This window comes from Acidilobus sp. 7A (assembly GCF_003431325.1).
GTDB lineage: Archaea > Thermoproteota > Thermoprotei_A > Sulfolobales > Acidilobaceae > Acidilobus.
The window spans coordinates 559304-577501 of record NZ_CP010515.1 but is presented as its reverse complement, the minus strand read 5'-3'; the positions used below and the strand labels follow the sequence as shown (position 1 = coordinate 577501).

General features: G+C 56.1%; 18 protein-coding genes and 1 other RNA gene. 8 read left to right on the top strand and 11 right to left on the bottom strand.

Going from position 1 to position 18198, the window contains the following annotated elements:
- Positions 1–2 precede the first annotated feature (2 nt).
- The 3 genes from SE86_RS02945 to SE86_RS02935 are packed head-to-tail and all read right to left on the bottom strand — an operon-like array spanning position 3 to position 2765.
- Positions 3–1037, bottom strand: a complete 1035-nt coding sequence (locus tag SE86_RS02945) for a flippase-like domain-containing protein (RefSeq protein ID WP_148666757.1) — start codon at positions 1035–1037, stop codon at positions 3–5.
- Entirely contained in the window at positions 1027–2502 is a 1476-nt protein-coding gene (locus SE86_RS02940; RefSeq protein WP_174221357.1) for a radical SAM protein, read from the bottom strand. The genes SE86_RS02945 and SE86_RS02940 overlap by 11 nt, the downstream gene beginning before the upstream one ends.
- 32 nt (positions 2503–2534) lie before the next feature.
- Entirely contained in the window at positions 2535–2765 is a 231-nt protein-coding gene (locus SE86_RS02935) for a hypothetical protein (RefSeq protein ID WP_117354207.1), read from the bottom strand.
- A gap of 178 nt (positions 2766–2943) precedes the next feature.
- On the opposite strand from SE86_RS02935, the gene SE86_RS02930 reads away from it, so the two are divergent.
- The 3 genes from SE86_RS02930 to fen all read left to right on the top strand — a co-directional run bounded on the left by SE86_RS02930 (position 2944) and on the right by fen (position 6822).
- On the top strand, positions 2944–5163 hold the full coding sequence (locus SE86_RS02930; RefSeq protein WP_117354206.1) for a CDC48 family AAA ATPase: 2220 nt from the start codon (positions 2944–2946) through the stop codon (positions 5161–5163).
- Between the two features lie 196 nt (positions 5164–5359).
- Positions 5360–5632 carry a hypothetical protein gene (locus SE86_RS02925; protein ID WP_117354205.1) on the top strand — a complete coding sequence of 91 codons (273 nt, stop codon included), beginning with the start codon at positions 5360–5362 and terminating at the stop codon, positions 5630–5632.
- Positions 5633–5769: 137 nt separating this feature from the next.
- Complete coding sequence (fen, locus tag SE86_RS02920; RefSeq protein WP_117354204.1) at positions 5770–6822, top strand: flap endonuclease-1; 1053 nt, start codon at positions 5770–5772, stop codon at positions 6820–6822.
- Positions 6823–6841: 19 nt separating this feature from the next.
- On the opposite strand, the gene SE86_RS02915 is transcribed toward fen, so the two are convergent.
- Positions 6842–7444, bottom strand: coding sequence for a hypothetical protein (locus tag SE86_RS02915; RefSeq protein ID WP_117354203.1), 603 nt, complete (start codon positions 7442–7444; stop codon positions 6842–6844).
- 99 nt (positions 7445–7543) lie between these two features.
- Positions 7544–9154 (bottom strand): CTP synthase, encoded by a 1611-nt coding sequence (locus SE86_RS02910; RefSeq protein ID WP_117354202.1) that lies wholly within the window; start codon positions 9152–9154, stop codon positions 7544–7546.
- 102 nt (positions 9155–9256) lie between these two features.
- Here SE86_RS02910 and SE86_RS02905 point away from each other — a divergent pair, with 102 nt between their 5' ends.
- Together SE86_RS02905 and SE86_RS02900 are read left to right on the top strand one after the other, a co-directional pair.
- Positions 9257–9736 carry a Holliday junction resolvase-like protein gene (locus tag SE86_RS02905; RefSeq protein ID WP_158543090.1) on the top strand — a complete coding sequence of 160 codons (480 nt, stop codon included), beginning with the start codon at positions 9257–9259 and terminating at the stop codon, positions 9734–9736.
- Positions 9737–9781: 45 nt separating this feature from the next.
- Complete coding sequence (locus SE86_RS02900) at positions 9782–11080, top strand: tRNA (N(6)-L-threonylcarbamoyladenosine(37)-C(2))-methylthiotransferase (RefSeq protein WP_117354200.1); 1299 nt, start codon at positions 9782–9784, stop codon at positions 11078–11080.
- Positions 11081–11172: 92 nt separating this feature from the next.
- Here SE86_RS02900 and SE86_RS02895 read toward each other — a convergent pair whose 3' ends face one another.
- Complete coding sequence (locus SE86_RS02895; RefSeq protein WP_117354199.1) at positions 11173–11637, bottom strand: DNA-binding protein; 465 nt, start codon at positions 11635–11637, stop codon at positions 11173–11175.
- Positions 11600–12466, bottom strand: coding sequence for an NAD(+)/NADH kinase (locus SE86_RS02890; protein ID WP_117354198.1), 867 nt, complete (start codon positions 12464–12466; stop codon positions 11600–11602). Before SE86_RS02890 ends, SE86_RS02895 begins: the two co-directional genes overlap by 38 nt.
- Positions 12467–12546: 80 nt before the next feature.
- Here SE86_RS02890 and rnpB point away from each other — a divergent pair.
- Positions 12547–12862: RNase P RNA component (gene rnpB, locus SE86_RS02885), an RNA gene on the top strand.
- A gap of 14 nt (positions 12863–12876) precedes the next feature.
- Positions 12877–13899, top strand: a complete 1023-nt coding sequence (locus SE86_RS02880) for a methyltransferase (protein WP_117354197.1) — start codon at positions 12877–12879, stop codon at positions 13897–13899.
- A gap of 40 nt (positions 13900–13939) precedes the next feature.
- Here the strand turns inward: SE86_RS02880 and SE86_RS02875 are convergent, their stop codons facing one another.
- The 4 genes from SE86_RS02875 to SE86_RS07890 all read right to left on the bottom strand — a co-directional run bounded on the left by SE86_RS02875 (position 13940) and on the right by SE86_RS07890 (position 16947).
- Positions 13940–14713, bottom strand: a complete 774-nt coding sequence (locus tag SE86_RS02875; RefSeq protein WP_117354196.1) for a DUF1614 domain-containing protein — start codon at positions 14711–14713, stop codon at positions 13940–13942.
- Between the two features lie 93 nt (positions 14714–14806).
- Complete coding sequence (locus tag SE86_RS02870) at positions 14807–15922, bottom strand: RNA-guided endonuclease TnpB family protein (RefSeq protein WP_236747355.1); 1116 nt, start codon at positions 15920–15922, stop codon at positions 14807–14809.
- Between the two features lie 91 nt (positions 15923–16013).
- Complete coding sequence (locus tag SE86_RS08295; protein ID WP_257791320.1) at positions 16014–16139, bottom strand: hypothetical protein; 126 nt, start codon at positions 16137–16139, stop codon at positions 16014–16016.
- A 280-nt stretch (positions 16140–16419) separates the two neighbouring features.
- On the bottom strand, positions 16420–16947 hold the full coding sequence (locus SE86_RS07890) for a hypothetical protein (protein WP_148666756.1): 528 nt from the start codon (positions 16945–16947) through the stop codon (positions 16420–16422).
- Positions 16948–17412: 465 nt separating this feature from the next.
- On the opposite strand from SE86_RS07890, the gene SE86_RS02860 reads away from it, so the two are divergent.
- The gene (locus SE86_RS02860) at positions 17413–17916 is read left to right on the top strand and encodes a hypothetical protein (RefSeq protein WP_148666755.1); all 504 of its coding nucleotides are present in this window, start codon (positions 17413–17415) and stop codon (positions 17914–17916) included.
- Positions 17917–18198 lie beyond the last annotated feature (282 nt).

Sequence of the window (18198 nt, the reverse complement as noted above, 5' to 3'; positions counted from 1 at the left end):
TTTTATGTTTGGCCTTGCCGTCTGCCTGCGCCCAGCAGGGACTTATAGTGAGAGTAAACCGCGCTTCCATAGTCCACATAGCTCGATATAATTTTATTAATCAGGACCGCCGGCACCATTGCTACAATTATATACGCGACCCTCCACAGCACAGCCTCCCTGCCGCTCAGGAGCAGCGAGAGCGAGTACTCGACCCCGACCTCACCCCCAGGAGTAGGCAGGTTGCCCCCAACGTACGACATCATGAGAGCGCCGAAGTCCCTTACAAACCCTGCCAGCCCTCCCCTGGTTATTACCAGAAGGGACAGCGCCTCTATCACATAGGAGGTGACCGATATCAACACAATCAGGGTCACAGTTCTTCTAGAAGTCACTATGCCCTCCAGTGATCTCCTAAAGCTTTCGGTCTCCTCTCTGACTAAGCTGGCCGCCCTGCTCCCCATAAACTTAGCCAGTCCGCCCATTATGCGCTCCAGGAGGCTACTGGAGAGGACCACAGCCCACGTGACTATAACCAGCACCGCGATCACTACAACTATGGCTGACCGCGGCACCTCAGGAAGCGCGAAGTAGATGGAAGCCAGTGCCGGTAGCATCGAGTCAGCGAAGGTGGCCGCCATCGCTATTGAGAGCGCGTCAGAGGGCGGAGCCCGCGTAGAGTCCCCTATCACAGCCGCCGCTGTAGGCACAGCCCCTGAGAACGCCGGCGTAAGCATGCCAACGAAGAGGCTAGAGAAGTGCGCCTCCAACGCCCTAAAGGGAGACAGCCTATAGCCCCTTAGCCTGGCGGCTACGACGAACCTTAGGCTCTTTAAAGACTCCTCGGCGAAAATTACGAGGGCTGCCGCAAGCAGCAGGACGTACCTGCCAGAGACGTAATAGATGATGTTCTTTAATCCGCCCCCTATAACTTCAAAAACTATCAGCACTAAGGCCACAAAATAAGCAACTGCAACAATTATGTACATTCTTCTATTATCGCTGCCGCTACTCTTTTCACCTTCCTCTTTTTCATTTGTGCTAAAGTCACGCTCCACGCTGCTCCACGGCTTTGGCTGCTTCTTCGGCCTTCCTCTCTATGTAGTTCACGATCCACTTTATAACAGCCCTCACGAGGACGTACCTCGTCCCCTTCAGGTAGAACTTGTCAACGATGTCCCTAGCCCAGTAGGCGCTGTGCCTAAGCGTGGCCTTCAGCAGATCCACGTGCTCCGGCCTTACCATGTTCCTTCTGAACCACTCCATGTTCTTAAATGCTCCCATAGGCACGAAGAACATGGGCACTATGAGGCTCCTGTACGGCCTCAGCTTCTCGACTAGCTCAGTCGTAGCAACCACGTCGTCCGGCTCCTCGCCGGGCTGGCCAACTATCAGGGTGGCAGCTGGTATCACTTTGTGCTCATGCATTATGGAGAACGCGTCCTCTACCACTTCAGGGTACTTCTCGACCGGGTAGGGGGCCGCCTTCGCTGGCATGACTTTCCTAGCAAGCTTCACGCTACCAGTCTCCAGGCCTACTTCAACGCCCAGGTAGCTCTGCTTCTCACTGGAGAACATAATGTCCGTCAGCTTTGTTATTAACTTATGCTCATCCTCGGCGTACTTCACGGCGGCCAGGCTGGCGTGGCTCCAGCCTATGGGCTCGTCCGTCAGCTGCCTGATTGCGGTATGCAACTTTATAAGCGCATCAGGCCTTGGCTTTATACCATCAGCGTAGTAGAGCAGCACGTCCTCGCTGTGAAGTATTATGCCCTTCTCGCCCTCCCTCATGTTAACCTTTATCTCCTCTATAACGTCATCTATGGGAATGAACCTCCACGGCCTAAGCGTGACGCTGCAGAACTTGCAGCCCCTAGGACAGCCCCTCATTATCTCCACTAGCCCGTTGACGCTCGCATGCTTTATCTTAGGTATCTCCTCGGCCGTTGGGGGCACGTCATAGGAGCCGACATAGATGTAGTCCGGCAGGGGCTCCCCTTTAATGGCCCTGTCCACAAGGTCCGTTACTACCTTCTCAGCCTCGCCGTCAACTACGGTGTCAACCCCCCAGTTCCTCCACTCGTCAAGGCTCCAGAGCCACTGCCAGGCCGCCGGCCCGCCGACTATTATCTTGACTCCCCTCCTCTTGGCTTCCCTCACCACAGGGCTCTCCATGAACTTCCTGAAGCTGACCCTGTTGAAGGGCTCCTTTCCTGTTATAGTCCACCACTCGCTGCTCGGAGGCCCATAGGCGAAGAAGTCGTGATGGCCTATCATGAGCACCTTCATAGTGTCAAGGTGCTTCCCTATATGGTCTGGGTCAACCACTGCCGCGTTAAAGCCGGCGTCGACCAGGGCGGCCTCTATCTTCCTCAGCCCGTAGGTGGCTACCTTGGGTCTGCCTAAGCTGTCCACCTTAGGCTTCGGCGCTGCTATCCAGGCCCAGACCCGCTCTGGGACCCCGAAGGACGGGCCTGTCGTCATAAATCCCAGGAACTCATGGTGATGGTGATCAGTCATCATACTTCTGTCAGTGGTTATTACTACATCGAAAGTCAAGTCCTGCTCACCTCCTTCTCCCTCACCACAACTATGGTCTGGGCTATGAAGTTGGCCAGAACCTCTCTGGCCCTCTCCATATAGCTTATGTCGTCAGACTTCACGACCACCATGACTCTCTTCGCGCCCTTCCTCATGCTCTCAACTATCATCCTCTTAAGGTCGTCGTCGCTCTGCGCCTTTGGGTCCCACCTAATAACGTAATAGTTACCGCCACCTGCATCCAATGTAAACCTGTTTCTTTGCACCTGCAAAGGCCGTCTCCAGACTATTTTGGCACGGCCAATATAAAAGTGTCCTTCAATATTCGTATTAATTAAATAATATCATTTTTTATTTCCTTTTTAGGTTATGACCATCCATTTTATTAGGCCTGACGCAGGAGGTACAGTGGAGGTGCGCCGATTGGCCGAAGACAACAGTCAGAACCAGCAGAGGCAGCCCTCCAATGAGGTTGTCCTCAGGGTCTCCGAGGCAAAGCCAAGAGACTCAGGGAGGAAGAGAGTAAGGATAGACATAGACGTCATGAAGGAGCTCGGCGTGGAAGCCGGTGACGTAGTAGAGATCGAGGGTAAGAAGAAGACCGCAGCCATAGTGTGGCCAGCCCTGCCGGAGGATGCGGGCCTTGACATAATAAGGATGGATGGAAACCTGAGGAGGAACGCAGATGTTAACATAGGAGACAAGGTAATAGTTAGGAAGGTTGAGCCCAAGCAGGCCGTTAGGGTTAAGCTGGCGCCCACCGTGCACTCCATTTCTATAGATGACAGCTTTAAGAAGTACGTGAAGAAGAAGCTCATCGGTCTCCCGCTCGTTGAAAACGACATAGTGCAGATCCCAGTCATAGGCCAGGCTGTTCAGCTAGTGGTAATTGACACAAAGCCTAGAGGCGTCATCATGGTAACTGAGAAGACCGTCGTCGATGTCCTGGATAAGCCCATAACTACGACGTTCCCAAAGGTTACCTATGACGATATAGGCGGCCTACACGAGGTCATAGCGAGGATAAGGGAGCTTGTGGAGCTGCCGCTCAGGCACCCAGAGCTCTTCAGCAGGCTCGGCATTGAGCCGCCAAAGGGGATACTGCTGTTCGGCCCACCAGGCACAGGCAAGACCCTCCTCGCTAAGGCCGTTGCAACGGAGAGCGACGCCTACTTTGTGGCAATAAACGGTCCCGAGATAATGAGCAAGTTCTACGGCGAGAGCGAGCAGAGGCTGAGGGAGATATTTGAAGAAGCCAAGAAGAACGCCCCAGCGATAATATTCATCGACGAGATAGATGCCATAGCGCCCAAGAGGGACGAAGTCATAGGCGAGGTTGAGAGGAGAGTCGTGGCCCAGCTTCTGGCCCTTATGGATGGCCTTGAGGGGAGGGGGCAAGTCGTAGTAATAGGGGCCACTAACAGGCCTAACGCCATAGATCCGGCCCTCAGGAGGCCAGGGAGGTTTGACAGGGAGATAGAGGTTCCCGTGCCCGACAGGCAGGGCAGGCTCGAGATACTTCAGATACACACCAGACACATGCCCTTAGCTGACGACGTTGACCTTGACAAGCTAGCAGAGATGACCAAGGGCTACACGGGGGCTGACCTGGCGGCCCTAGCTAAGGAGGCAGCCATGCACGCCCTCAGGAGGTACCTGCCCGAGATAGACATTGAGCAGGAGAAGATCCCCACCGAGCTGCTGGAGAGAATGGTAGTCACCATGCAGGACTTCCTTGCAGCCTTCAAGGAGGTAACGCCGAGCGGCCTAAGGGAGATAGAGGTCGAGGTCCCGGAGGTCCACTGGAGCGACATAGGCGGCCTGGAGAGCGCGAAGCAGGAGCTGAGGGAGGTCGTGGAGTGGCCGCTCAAGTACCCGCACTCGTTCAGCAGGCTCGGCATTGAGCCGCCAAAGGGGATACTGCTGTTCGGCCCACCAGGCACAGGCAAGACCCTCCTCGCTAAGGCCGTTGCAACGGAGAGCGGGGCCAACTTCATAGCCATAAGGGGGCCGGAGGTGCTCAGCAAGTGGGTTGGCGAGAGCGAGAAGGCCATAAGGGAGGTCTTCAAGAAAGCAAGGCAGTACGCACCAGCCGTGGTGTTCTTTGACGAGATAGAGTCCATAGCGACGCTCAGGGGTATTGAGGAGGACAGCAACGTCGGCGAGAGGATAGTTAGCCAGCTCCTAACGGAGATAGACGGCATAACGAACCTGGAGAACGTTGTGGTTATAGCTGCAACCAACAGGCCTGACCTGGTGGACCCTGCCCTGCTTAGGCCAGGCAGGTTCGAGAAGCTGGTATACGTACCCCCGCCAGACGAGAAGGGAAGGCTCGAGATCCTGAAGATACACACCCGCAGCGTGCCACTAGCTGATGACGTTGACCTAACGGAGATAGCTAAGATGACAAACGGCTACACGGGGGCTGACCTGGCCGCGCTCGTGAGGGAGGCGGCGCTAACAGCACTAAGGGAGGACATGACGTCACCCGTCGTGAGGTTCAAGCACGTTGAGGAGGCTCTTAACAAGGTAAGGCCCAGCGTGACAAAGTACATGATAGACTACTACCTCAGGTGGCTTGAGACTGCAAGGCAGATAGTGGCATCGCAGCAGAGGCCGTCGCAGCCCTCCCTCACGCTGTGAGCGCCTGAACATTTTAATAGAATTAATACCGACGATCCTCTCAGCTCTGCAACTCTCATAATGCGAAGAGCTCATAGCCTTCCAGTACTACCAATGGCGCGAGCAGAGCTTTTATTAAAGGGTTAAAGTTAAAGACCCTCCTCTCACTAAACTTCTGCGTAGGCTCTTAGTCGCGCGCACCAAAGGGTGACAGCAGTTGTCAGTATGGTATAATCAGCCCCTCATAAACGCGGTGTACGACGCTCTAAAGGAGCTCACTCAGAACGGTAAGGTGCCCGTCACAGACGGCCAGCTACTTTCATACCTTTTAAAGAACGGCTACTCAATCTCATCCGTAGACTTAATGAAAACGCTTCTTAGACTTGAAATTATGGGCTTAGTGCACGTGAGCTCGAGCACTAAGGAGGATAGGCAAATAGAGTTGATTAATCGTGGCGGGCCTCAGGAGGCTGCTCATGAAAAGGGGTAAGCCTGGTTTCAAATTGCCAGCTTTAGTCCTCCTCGCTTAAGCAGCTGCTTCGGCTATTTTGGATTCAAAAGCTTTTAAAATGCGTTGAAAGCGGTGCAAATATTTAGCTGCCCCTGCCCTGTTAAAAGGGGCAGCCGATGGGCGTTGATATAAAGGACATAATACCAGACCAAGCAAGGCAGGAAGTCGATCTGAAGGCCCTCAAGGGCTACGCCGTGGCCCTTGACGGTTATAACATGCTTTACCAGTTCCTCTCTGCAATAAGGCAGCCTGACGGCACACCCCTCAAGGACTCTCAGGGAAGGGTCACAAGCCACCTGAGCGGGCTCTTCTACAGGACCATAAACCTCGTGGAGGAGGGCCTGAGGCCCGTTTATGTCTTCGACGGCAAGCCGCCCGAAATGAAGAGAAAAGAGATAGAAGAGAGGATATCGAGGAAGAAGGAAGCCGCCGAGAAGTACGCGAAGGCTAAGGAGCGTGGGTCCCTGGAGGAGGCTAAGAAATACGCGCAGGCCACGTCAGAGCTCACCGGGGACATGGTAACTGAGGCTAAGAGGCTCCTTGATTATATGGGTATACCATGGGTTCAGGCGCCCGCCGACGGGGAGGCGCAGGCAGCCTTCCTGGCTCAGAGGGGTGACGCCTGGGCCGCTGGGAGCCAAGACTATGATAGCCTACTCTTTGGAGCTCCTCGTCTAGTCAGGAACCTCGCAATAACTGGGAAGAGAAAGCTGCCCAACAAGGACGAGTACGTTGAAGTGAGGCCTGAGATAATAGACCTTAACGTAATGCTTAAGTCACTTGGCATAACTAGGGAGCAACTCATAGTCATTGGTATACTGGTGGGCACTGACTTTGACCCAGACGGCGTGAAAGGCTATGGACCTAAGACTGCCCTCAACTTCGTCAAGAGCGTGAAGGACCCCCAGAAGGCCCTCGACTCCGTTAAGTCCCTGTTGCCGCAGGACGTGGACCCATATAAGATTTATGAGTACTTCCTGAAGCCCCCGGTTAACATGAGCTACAGGATAGACTTCAGGGAGCCTGACCTCAGCAAGATAGAGGAGCTACTGGTGAAGGAGCACGACTTTAGCGAGGACCGCGTGACCAAGGCTGCTGAGAGGCTTGTCAAGGCGTTTAGGGAGAGCTCAAAGGGCAAGCAGTCAAGACTTGACATGTGGTTCAGCTAAGGCTGTGAACCTCAGGCAGCTATTGACTTTGCCTCTCTATGTGCTTTATAATCTCGTTCAGTTTCTCCTTGTCAACCCTCTCCCCTAAGCCCTCCGCGGCGCGGGGGCTCTGATGCCCCTCCTCATACTCTATGAAGAGGTCGCTCCCGCTCAGAGACTTGAAGACGGCCTGTGCGGCGCGCTCGACCTCAGAGACCCTCCACCTGTCGCTCAACGGAAGCTTAGCTATGTAGTACGTGGAGCCGTCAGGCGCATAGTAGGTGTTGACTGATAGCACTTGGGATGTCGGCAGCAGGCTCTCTATAAGTCTCTTTGGATCGCTGGAGCCTGCCACCAAGAAGACCCTCTTTATGTTGAGGTTTGCCAGCTCCTTTTCAAGGGACCTAGCGAGCTGCCTGCTTACTAGCTTTACGTTATCAAGGACTATGTATAGTGTGTCGCCAACTATAACGGACTTCCTGTACGAAGCGTTCCTTAGCTCCTTATAGCTGCCCTCAAGGTTTAACAGCGCCCTCATTACATCAACCTCCCACCTCTGGTATTTGCCAGAGTCAATCTTGGCCTTGCATTTATCGCATAGGACTCCGCTCTTGACGCATATCTTATCTAATGGTATCTGCAATGCTCTACGCCGTTAGAGTTGTTAGCAGCGAAGCTTAAACGTTTTTATTTTAATTAGTTCTCTACATTAAAACTCTAATCCCTTCACAATTAAAGTGGATCACCTACTTGTGGAGGCCCTCAGCAACCCCACATAGGGCGGGCTAGGCGCCAGGGGCCTGCTCTTAAACTCCGGGTGAGCCTGCGTGCCCAAGAAGAACCTGTGCTCCTTGTGAGGCAGCTCCGCGCCCTCTACGAGGCCCTGGGGGTTCCACGCACTTATTATAAGGCCCGCCTCGACCAGTCTATCAACGTACTTCGGGTTAACCTCGTACCTGTGCCTGTGCCTCTCATATATCACGTCCCTGCCGTAGAGGTCGTAGAGCTGGGTGCCCTTTACTAGGCGTATCTCTGAGGCACCAAGCCTTAGCGTGCCGCCCATCTCATTCACGTCGCGCTCCCACGGCAGCAGATCAACGACCGGGTGTGGGGTACTTGGGTCTATCTCAGTGCTGTTAGCGTTCTCAAGTCCAATAACGTCGCGGGCAAACTCGACGACGGACAGCTGAAGCCCAAAGCATATACCGAGCGTAGGTATATTGCTCTCCCTGAGGTACCTTATGGCCTTTACCTTGCCTTCAGCACCGCGCTTGCCAAAGCCGGGCAGGATGACAGCCCCGTCAACTGTTGAGAGCACGTCCTCAACCTTTATCTTGCCCTCCTCCACGTCAGTGGCCTCCACCCAGACCAGGTTTGGCTTGACACCGACGGTGACGCCAGCGTGCCTGAGGGCTTCCACAATGCTGAGGTAGCTGTCCTTGAGCTTCGTATACTTGCCCACCATGGCTATATGGACCACCTTGTCGGTGCCCTTCAGCCTGTCAACGAAGAGCTTCCATGACTCCAGGTCAGGCTCCCTGTCCTGGAGGCCAAGCTTTGATATAAGCCTTGAGGCGTAGCCCTGCGACTCGAGCAACAGCGGGACCTCATACACATAATCAACATCATGGTCGCCTATTACGTCCGCTGGCGACAGGTTAGCGAACAGAGCTATCTTCTGCCTGGCCTCGGCCTCTAGAGGCCTTGGGCTTCTGACCACGAGGATGTTAGGCTGTATGCCTATCCTGCGCAGCTCATAGACGCTGTGCTGCACTGGCTTCGTCTTCTGCTCGCCAGTCGTGCTTAGGACGGGCGCCAGTGCCACGTGAACAAAAGCTACGTTCCCGGAGCCAAGCTCTACGTACATCTGCCTGGCAGCCTCAAGGAACGGGAGGCCTTCTATGTCACCCACTGTGCCTCCAATTTCTACCACAAGCACGTCAACACCGGTCTCGCGAGCCACGCTAAATAGACGCTGCTTAATCTCATCAGTGACGTGCGGTATTATCTGAACGGTCTTGCCGAGGTACTCGCCCTTCCTCTCCTTATTTATGACGCTGAGATAGACCTGCCCAGTGGTTATGTTATGCTTCCTGCTCAGGTTCTCGCCCAGGAACCTCTCATAATGACCAAGGTCTAGGTCAGTCTCGCCGCCGTCCTCTGTCACATAAACCTCCCCGTGAGCGTACGGATTCATGGTTCCAGCGTCCACGTTGAGGTATGGGTCAACCTTGACAATGCCTACCTTGTAGCCACGCGACTTCAGGAGGAGACCGGTAGAGGCTGATACTATGCCTTTTCCAATGCCCGACATCACTCCGCCAGTTATGAACACATACTTAGTCTCTGTCACTGAGCCTCCTAGTAGATTAGAAGACAGCTCTTTTAACAGTGAACGCCCCTTCGGCAGTTAGAGTAAGGTGGGACTTTGAGCTTGCAGTATTATTCAAGCGCTTTGGCCAGCCCTTTAACAGAATACCTCGTCGCTGCGGTGATAGTTGCCGAGCTTTTAGCAATTGTTATACAGAGCGTAAGGCTATACTTAGCAAAGAGGTCGCTCAGCACGATAGAGTCTAACTTAGAGAGGTTGGCCGAAGCCAAGGCAAAGGAGATAATGGCCGCCGAGGTGGAGAGGGTGAGGGAGGACGCAGCGCGCAGAAGCTCTGCTGTCACCGCAGGTAAGATTTACGAGCAGCTGGCGCCCATGCTGCCCGGCTTCCGGTTTAACCCAAAGGAGGTCAGGTTCCTCGGCAGCCCCATAGACTTCGTCGTATTTGATGGCATCGAGGAGGGCCATCAGGTCACTGTCAGGTTTGTCGAGCTCAAGAGTGGCAGCTCGAAGCTCACTGACAGGGAGAGAGCCGTTAAGGAGGCTGTTGAGAGCTGCAAGGTCTCCTTTGAAGTGATTAGCGCCGAGGAACTTATGGGATGCTAGCCTATAAGCTAACACAGAAAAGCGCGGCCTCAGAGGTAAACATAGGTGTTAAAGCTGCCGAAGTATTATATAGAGACTTACGGCTGCGCGCTCTCAGAGTTCGACAGCGCGATAATGCGTAGCCTCCTCAGGGATGCGGGCTACGAGGAGGTCAAGAGCCCTGCCGAGGCAGATGTAGTAATAGTAAACACCTGTTCCGTGAGGCTTGACACTGAGGAGAAGATAGTCAAGAGGCTCGTTGAGCTGAGCCCCCTCGTTGAAGGCAAGAAACTGATAGTGAGCGGCTGCCTCTCTAAGTCAAGGCCCTCCCTAGTTATGAGGGTGGCGCCGACAGCCAGCATGCTCTCGCCTCAAAACGTCACCAAGGTAGTTGACGTATTAAAAGCCGACAAGCAGCTCTACCTCCTTGACGGCGAGAGGGACGTTAGCGTCCTCCCAACGCCGCCAATAAGGGACGGCGTCGCCACGATTATGATATCGGAGGGGTGCCTTGAGAACTGCAGTTTCTGCGAAACAAAGATCGCCAGGAGAACGCTGAAGTCGTATTCACCTAGGGCGATAGTTGACCTTGTCAGGGAGCTTGTTAAGAGGGGTGCCAGGGAGATAAGACTTACTGGCCAGGACGCCGCCGCCTATGGGCTTGACCTGCCGGGAAGGCCGAGGCTCCCGGAGCTGATAGGGGATATACTTGACAGAGTCCCTGGCGACTACAGGCTCAGGATTGGCATGATGACGCCGAACCAGGCCATGGACCTAATAGATGACCTGCTCGAGGTTTACAGGGACGAGAGGGTCTTCAAGTTCTTCCATATACCCGTGCAGAGCGGCGACGACAGAGTGCTCAAGATAATGAACCGCAGGTACACGGTTTCAGAGTTCAAGGAGCTCCACAGAAAGGTGAAGAGCAGGTACCCCTCGTCGCTCTTTGCAACTGATATAATAGTTGGTCACCCTGGCGAGGACGAGGAGGCCTTCATGAATAGCGTGGCCCTCGTTAATGAGCTTAAGTTCGAGAGGGTTTACCTGGCCCAGTACAGCATAAGGCCAAGGACTGCATCGGCATCGATGCCTCAGATACCCGAGCCCGTTAAGAAGGAGAGAAGTCTGAGGATACAGGAGGTCATAAGGAGTGTCGGGCTCGAGATCTATGGGAAGTACGTGGGCGGCATCTACAGGGGGCTACTGGCCTCCAGGAGCTTTAGGGATGGCTACTACACCGTCAGGCTGGATAACTACTTCCCAGTCACCGTGCCAGCCACCGATGCCAGGTCGTTTGGAGATTATGTAAACGTAAAGGTATCGGAGGCCACGTATTTCGACCTAAGGGGCTTCATAGTCAGCTAAACTTTGCAGGTATGCTTGGGCCTGAGGCCGCCATATTTTGTAAGGCTTGCAATAGGCGCATGGTGACCCGGACAGACAAGGCCAAGCCATGGCTATGATCCTTCGCGCTCAGCGCCGCGGTGGCCCCTGAGCTCCCTAATCCCTGCATACCTTACCCTTATTACCTTGATTCCAGCCTTAGCGGCGGCCGCCTGCAGGGAGTAGTCATCCGTTGCAATGAATGCTTCCTTGCCGCACGCCGCCAGCTCAAGCGCCAACGCCAGCACGCTGAGGTCAGCCTTGCTTAACCTGCCTGCGACGTCGGCCGAGCCTGCCTCCCTCAAGGCAGCCCCAAGAAAGTCCTGTGATGGTGCGACTATGATCAGCTTGTGAAGGCTTAGAGAAAGCTCGAGGGAGGACCTAGACTCCTCATCCTTTACCTCGTCGTAGACCTGCGGCGTTGTCACGCACGTAAGCGGCAGCCTAAGCTGCAGTGACGCTATCAGGGCGCCCGTGTCAAGCACAGCAACTGACGAGGAGCTACCAGTAGCTGAGCAGGCGGGCGAAGAGCCTCTCATAGTAGTTTGACCACCACTTAAACCTAGCCACCTTCAAGGGGACTTCACATGGGTAAACTTCTACCTCATCGCCGGACCTCACGTTATACTTAATCTGACCGTCAAGCACTAGGTACGCTGGCCCACTGTCGCGCCTCATGAGGACCTTTATGACGCTGTTCCTTGACATAACTACAGGTCTCAGGAAGAGCTGCACAGGGTTAAGAGGGGTCAGCACTATAACGTCAAGCCTTGGATCCACTATAGGCCCCCCTGCATTTAGGCTGTAGGCTGTAGAGCCTGTAGTAGTTGATAGGATCAGCCCATCACCATCAATGCCCATGATTCTCTCCCTATTGCCCCCCTCCACCTGGTACACGTCGAGCCTCACCATTGAGCCCTCTGATGTGAACAGCACAACATCGTTCACAGCGCACGGGAGCTCCTCGCCGTTAAGCGAAGCCTTAACTCTCTGGTGCAGAACAAGCTCATAGCTGTCACTAATGAAGTCCTTAAGCCTACTGCTGAGCGTGGTCTCGTCAACGTCGAGCATGAAGCCCCTCTTGCCGGCCCTAACCGCAAGGAACACCACGTCATGAGTCCCAGCCCTTATAGCTGCTCTCAGGAGTGTTCCGTCGCCGCCAATTACAATGACCTTACTCGGCGGGTCCCTCTCTATGTTAAAAGTCTCAATCCCCTTGAAGACTTCAGGATAACTCCTCGCGCTTTCAACCTCGACAAGGGGCCTGGCCCCAAGCTCTTTTATGACGTCTAGGGTCCTCTTCGCTAGGGCCTCGGCGACCTCGCTTGAAGGCCTCACAACTATGCCTACCGCGGTCCCCTGCTGCAAGCTACCTCACTGGGCTTCTCTGCGAGTTACGGTGTTCGCGAACAGTTTATTATGCGTGAGCTTGAGCTCTAGGCATCGGGAGGCCGAGGCTGGCGGCCACGGGCCGCAAGGCCTGAGGAAACACCGCCCTCCCAGCGGCAGCTGGACCCCGCAAGGGGCCAGGGCAGACCTCTGGGCAACGGCACAGAGACGACACGGCCCTCGCGACATGGCTATGATGCCGCGAGGCGAGCCTGGCGACAGGCTCGCAGTAACCGGCTGAGGACCGCGGGGGATGCGGTGAAACGGCCGTCCCCAGCGGAGCAAGGCGGGGGCCTGTGAGGAGCCGCGGGAGGCCCCCAGGGCCGCTGAGTCAGATGCCGCCGAAGTACAGAAGGCGGGTTACAGCCTCGGCCTCCCGGTGCGCTACTATGAACGAGCTGAGGGAGTGCGTTGCAGTCAGCCTAGCTGATGCCAATAGGGCTCTGACCGCTCTAAGGGCTGCCAGGCTCCTTGACGCCTGGAGACCGAGGAAGATAGACGGCGAACTTGCCATACCTGTGCTTAACGCTGAGGCAGCTGCAGGGCTGCTCAAGTCGGCTGGTGTTGTCGCAAGGCCCTGCAGGGCGGAGTTTGAAAAGCGCAGGAGGCCCCTGAGGCTCTCTGACGAGGACCTAGGAGTCTCGGGGTTTTTGGTGGTTGGCGACATAATCCTGCTGAACTACAGCTCCAAGCTAGGCTTTCAGACCTACGTAAACGCCGTCTCCAAGCTCGCTGAGATTTACCCCAGAGCGAAGTCGATCTTCCTTAAGCTGGGCACTACGGGTGAGCTGAGGCTACCTCAGCTGGTCCTGCTATACGGAGCTGGTGAAACCCTCACCGTGGTTAAGGAGTCTGGCCTGAGGTTCCGCGTAGACGTTGCAAAGACGTACTTTAACCCAAGGCTCTCCGGGGAAAGGCAAAGGATAGCCTCCCTCGTCAACAACAATGAAAGGGTCCTTGACATGTTCTGCGGCGTCGCGCCATTCTCCATAGCTGTGGCCTCCAGGAGCACGGCGACAGTAGTTGCAAATGACCTCAACCCTTACGCGGCCGCCCTTGCTGAGGCCAATGTTGCCCTTAACGCTAAGCTGCTCAAGGGGAGGGTCGTCGTGCTTAGGTCTGACGCCAGGGCATTGCCCAACGTAGTAGAGGGTAGGTTTGACAGGATAATCATGAATAATCCGACATCATCTACGGACTTCCTTGACGTGGCCTGTAAGCTTGCCTCAAGGCAGTCAGCGACTCTTCATGTCTACTACTTAGCGCAGACTCAGGATGAAGCTATCGTTAACATCGTTGAGGCCGCCTCCAGGAGCTGCGCTGACGTGAACGTGGAGTTCTCAAGAAAGGTGATAGAGTACAGCCCGTCGAAGTCCATATTTGTGGCAGACCTTAGCTGTAAAGGCGCATAATTGATAGACTTTCTAGGGCCCGACAGCCAAACGCTACAAACTAAAATGCTAAGAGGAACGCTAACAGGCCGCTCATAAAGACGCCGTCGAAGATGCCAGCCCCACCTATGCTTAGCATGCTTGCTGTTAGCTCTCTGTAGCTTCTCAGGAGTCTTAAGACGTCAGCACCCAGCAGACTGCCTATGGAGCCCCCTATGTAGGCAGCCGCGGCGGCTGGGACGCCGAAGCCACTCACTACAATAGCCACGAAGGCCGCCGTGAGTGGCGGTATGAAGGCTGGCACGACTATGCCCACGCCCGGCATTGGCCTTGAGAGCGCGTAGGTTACAAGCGTTACCACTACGATGTCTATAACCGCGGTGAGCACGAATACGCTACCGTAAGGCGAGTTGATAAGAAGATATGAAAATATGACTGATGCTATCAGGGGCACCAGGGCACCACCAACGTTTATCGCCAGCAGCGTCTTCATTTCCCTTAGCCTGACCTTTGGTACTGGGACAGGTATGCCGAAGAACTCTACATAGCTTAGTTCAAGTTCATTAACTAACACGCCAGTGCTCAGCCGCCTTATTACCAGGTTCACAAAGCTTAGCAGGGGGCTCAAGGCTATAAGCGCGGCCACCAGGGACGCCAGCGCGAAGGCCTCATGGTTATATGGTCCCTCGGCTAGGTAGAAGGGGAGCCTTGAGAAAAGTCTTGAGAAAAGCAAGGCCAATAGCATGCCAACCGCAAGGTATACCCAAAGGAAGAGCGGATGCGTGGGATAGGTCACTATAATCCTCTTGAAATCTTTGTCCTTGCTCTGGTTCATTAACTTCCCGTCTCTGAACCCTAAGGGCCCGCTAGCTTTTATAACTTATTTAGAGACCTTGCGATACCATCTAGATCTGACCTCCTCCCCGCCCTAAAGGGCGGAGGGTTCCCCCCATCTGTTCGGGCTTACATCTGTCATTTGAGGGGCAGTCGGGGTGGCCAGAGATCCCCCCATCTTGCCAAGCGCCCTCCTCTCAATGTTAAGCACAGCTACCGTGTCCCTGTCGGCCTCAAGGCCGCACCTTGGGCACCTGAGCCTGCGGTGCCCTACTTCTACTAGCTTAGTACCGCACCTTGGGCATGTAGAGGACGTGTCAGCGGGGTCAACAACAAATAATGGTACTCCGTTCTTTTCAGCCTGCCAGTCAAGCCAGAACCCCAGCCTCCTGTAGCCGAGCGCAATTAGGGCGGTCCTATGTTCCTTCGGGAGTTCCCTGAGGCTCTCCACCAGCCCTGTGAGGTCCTCCCTGGCGACAGCCAGCTGGCCCTGCTTTGCCAATGATATAATCCTATGAGCAGTCTTCCTGGCCCAGTCCTCTATGATATTCCTGGCCTTCCTGTGGAAGTATCCTAGCCTCCTCCTTATACCACTCCTCCTGCTCCTCCTTATACCACTCCTCCTGAGCCAGGTCCTGTACTTTGGCGAGGAGTACTTCTCCTCAAGCCTTTCAGCAAGCCTCCTGTAGCGTAGGGCCCTCTCAATGGGCGTCTCGATTCTCTGCTCAACGCTTGAGTTACCTACGACAATCCGCCTCTCGTTCACGTCAACGGCAAGCACGCCCTTAGGGGCGTACTTTGCTGGCCTTGGCGCCCGCTTGGTCACATAAAGGTCAAACCTGCCGTCCCTGAACACCAGCCTGGCCTCCCTATTAGGGAAGTTATCGTACCTCCTGTCCCATCCGATTACTCTGAGCCTGTAGCCTCCTATCAGCTCCACGCGGTCGCCTTTGACCCTGTAGCCCTGTCCGTGCGTCAGCCACACGCTCAGGCGCTTAGCTGTTGGCACAGCGCCCCTTCTCGGGTTCTTAAGCCACGACTTGGCTATGGTGATGGCCTCCCTGTAGCAGCCCTGGGCAATCTTGGATGGCAGGCCATATCTTTCCTTTAGATCTTTGTACAGGAGCCTGTGGGCCTTAGTGAGGCTCAGGGCCTTACTGGCTATCAGCGTCCTTACCGAGTAGTTTAGTGCATCCCTGTACCTTCTCAGAAGGTCAAGTATAGTCTGCTCGCCTTCGGGCTTCGGGGCTAACCCTCACCCTGACCGTCAGGGTTAGCGCTCCCTCACCGCCCGCGGGCATTCACTCCACCCTGTTCTTTTGAACGTTTACCTTCCTCATGCAGTTGGGGCAGGTGACATATAAGGTCTTCTTACCCTTGTAGTCCCAGACGTAGCCGCAGTACGGGCACCTTAGTTTTACCACCACCTCCAACACCTCCAACAAGAAAACAGGGCCTTATAGGTTTTCTGCCATCCCCGCCTTAAAAGGCGAGGCTTTCAGTTGTAAACTTAACTAGCGTAAGTTAAGCAGGCGCACCTTCAGCCTCGAGTGCTATGGCCTGGCCTCGAGGCGCCAGAGCGCCTGCCCCGCTTTTCTACAAATTTGTAGAAAGCGACTTCTCGGGGGCCTAGCGCGTGGCCTGGGCCCTCCTGTCCTCCCCCTTCAGCGAGCCCAGGAGCTCCCTCAGCTCCCTCTCTATATTTCCTCAGTCCTCAGCCGTCAGCGGGCCAGCGGGCGCTGGGGCAGCGCGGGCCTCCCCCTCGCCCTTGGCGACAGCCCCTGCCTTTTCCTCGGCCTTCCCCTCGGCCTCGAGCCTCCTGGCGTAGCCCTCGAGCCCGTCTGCCAGCCTAAGCAGCAGCTGGCCCGCCTCCCTGGCGGCCCTGGCCCAGTCCCTGGCCTGGCCCAGGTTCAGGGCCCCGCTGGCCGCGTCGCCGCTGAGCTTATCAACAATGCCAGCAACGTAGTCCCTGAACCTTGAGGCTGGGCTGTTTATGGCCTCGTAGACCATGCCCTTCAGCTCCATGCCCATGTCGCTGTGCTGCCTGCTCACATAGTCGTAGTCCCTGGGGCCCAGGTAGCACTTGCTGAGCCTCTTCCTGCCGTTCTCATAGGACACGTGGACGGCGTAGTAGTAGACGCGGCCCCTGACAATCTGGCGGCCGACCCAGTCTATTGGCCTGCCGCACCTCGGGCAGGCCATCCCCTTGCGTACAGGCGGCTCCTCCTCGGCCACGCGCCTACCCCAGGCCCACAGGGCCAGCCTGGGCTTTTAAGTCTTACGCCTAATTTTAGGAGCTTGTCATTCCTGAGCCCAGGGGCGCCGCCCTAGCCGTGCCGCATGGGCCCGCCTGGCCAAGGGGCACCAAGGCCAGGGGGCCGTCAGCCCTGAGGGAGGCCTGCCCCTTCAGGGCGCCCCGCCAAGCGGGGCCGCCTAGAGGCGCGGGGCAGGGCCGCGCCTAACGATGCCATACTCCTAAAATTAGGTGTATGGCTTGCCTGATGGCGCTGAGGGCCTATGGGGGCGCCTTGGGCGGGAGAGTCGCACCCTATATAATACGGAGGTACTCGGGCGCCAGGCCCCAGCCAAGGGGAGACCTTACGCCTAATTTTAAGAGCTAGGCGTCAGGGCGCACGGCCGCGGGGGTGCGGGAGGTGGGTCAGGGGGGTGTGCCAAGGGGCAGGGAGGAGGGCGAGGGGCTTGGAGGCCCAGCCCAGGGGGGTTATGGTTTGCCCGAGGTGCGGGCAGCCCGTAAGCTACATTGAGAGGCAGAGGCGCGGAAACAGGGTCTACTACTACGCGGTCCACTATGAGGGCTACGAGAGGACCCCTGACGGAAGGGTTCACAAGAAGGTCAGGAGGTGCTACCTTGGCCCCAACGCCTACATCGAGGTCAGCAAGCTACACGCCGACCTTGGGCTGACCCTGAAGGGGCTCATGGAGGAAGGGAGGGAGAGGGACTACATGGAGGCGCTCGCGAGGTCCGTGAGGGACAGGATTAGGGGCGGCAGGCTGACGGCAGGGGAGGCCAGGGAGCTCGCTACCGTGCTCTCCCGCTTCAGCGAGGAGCTCAGGGAGCTCGCTAGGGAGCTGAGCGAGTACGCCTCAGGGGCTGCCGCCCTGGCTGCCCCTAACGAGACGGTCGCCAAGGCCCCAGCCCCTCGAGGCGCCCCAAATAACCACGCAGGCCCAGCTGACGCCTGAGGACATAGATAGGGAGGTCAAGAGGGCCCAGGAGACGGTGAAGGGGGAGTTCAGGAGGGCCCAGGACGGCTCGCTAGGCGCCTAGAACCTTACGCCGTACGCACAAATTTGGACGTTAAGCTCAATAGGCGCCTCGAGGGGTCGCCCAGCCGTCTGTCCCTGGGCGCTCATTCTCGTCAGCTTACGATCACTAGTTGCGCCCAGGGACCTCCGCCTCGCCCGCAGGGCCCCATTTACGGCGCTCCCCACGCGTAAGATTCCTGGCACTTCTGTCTCTGCTGG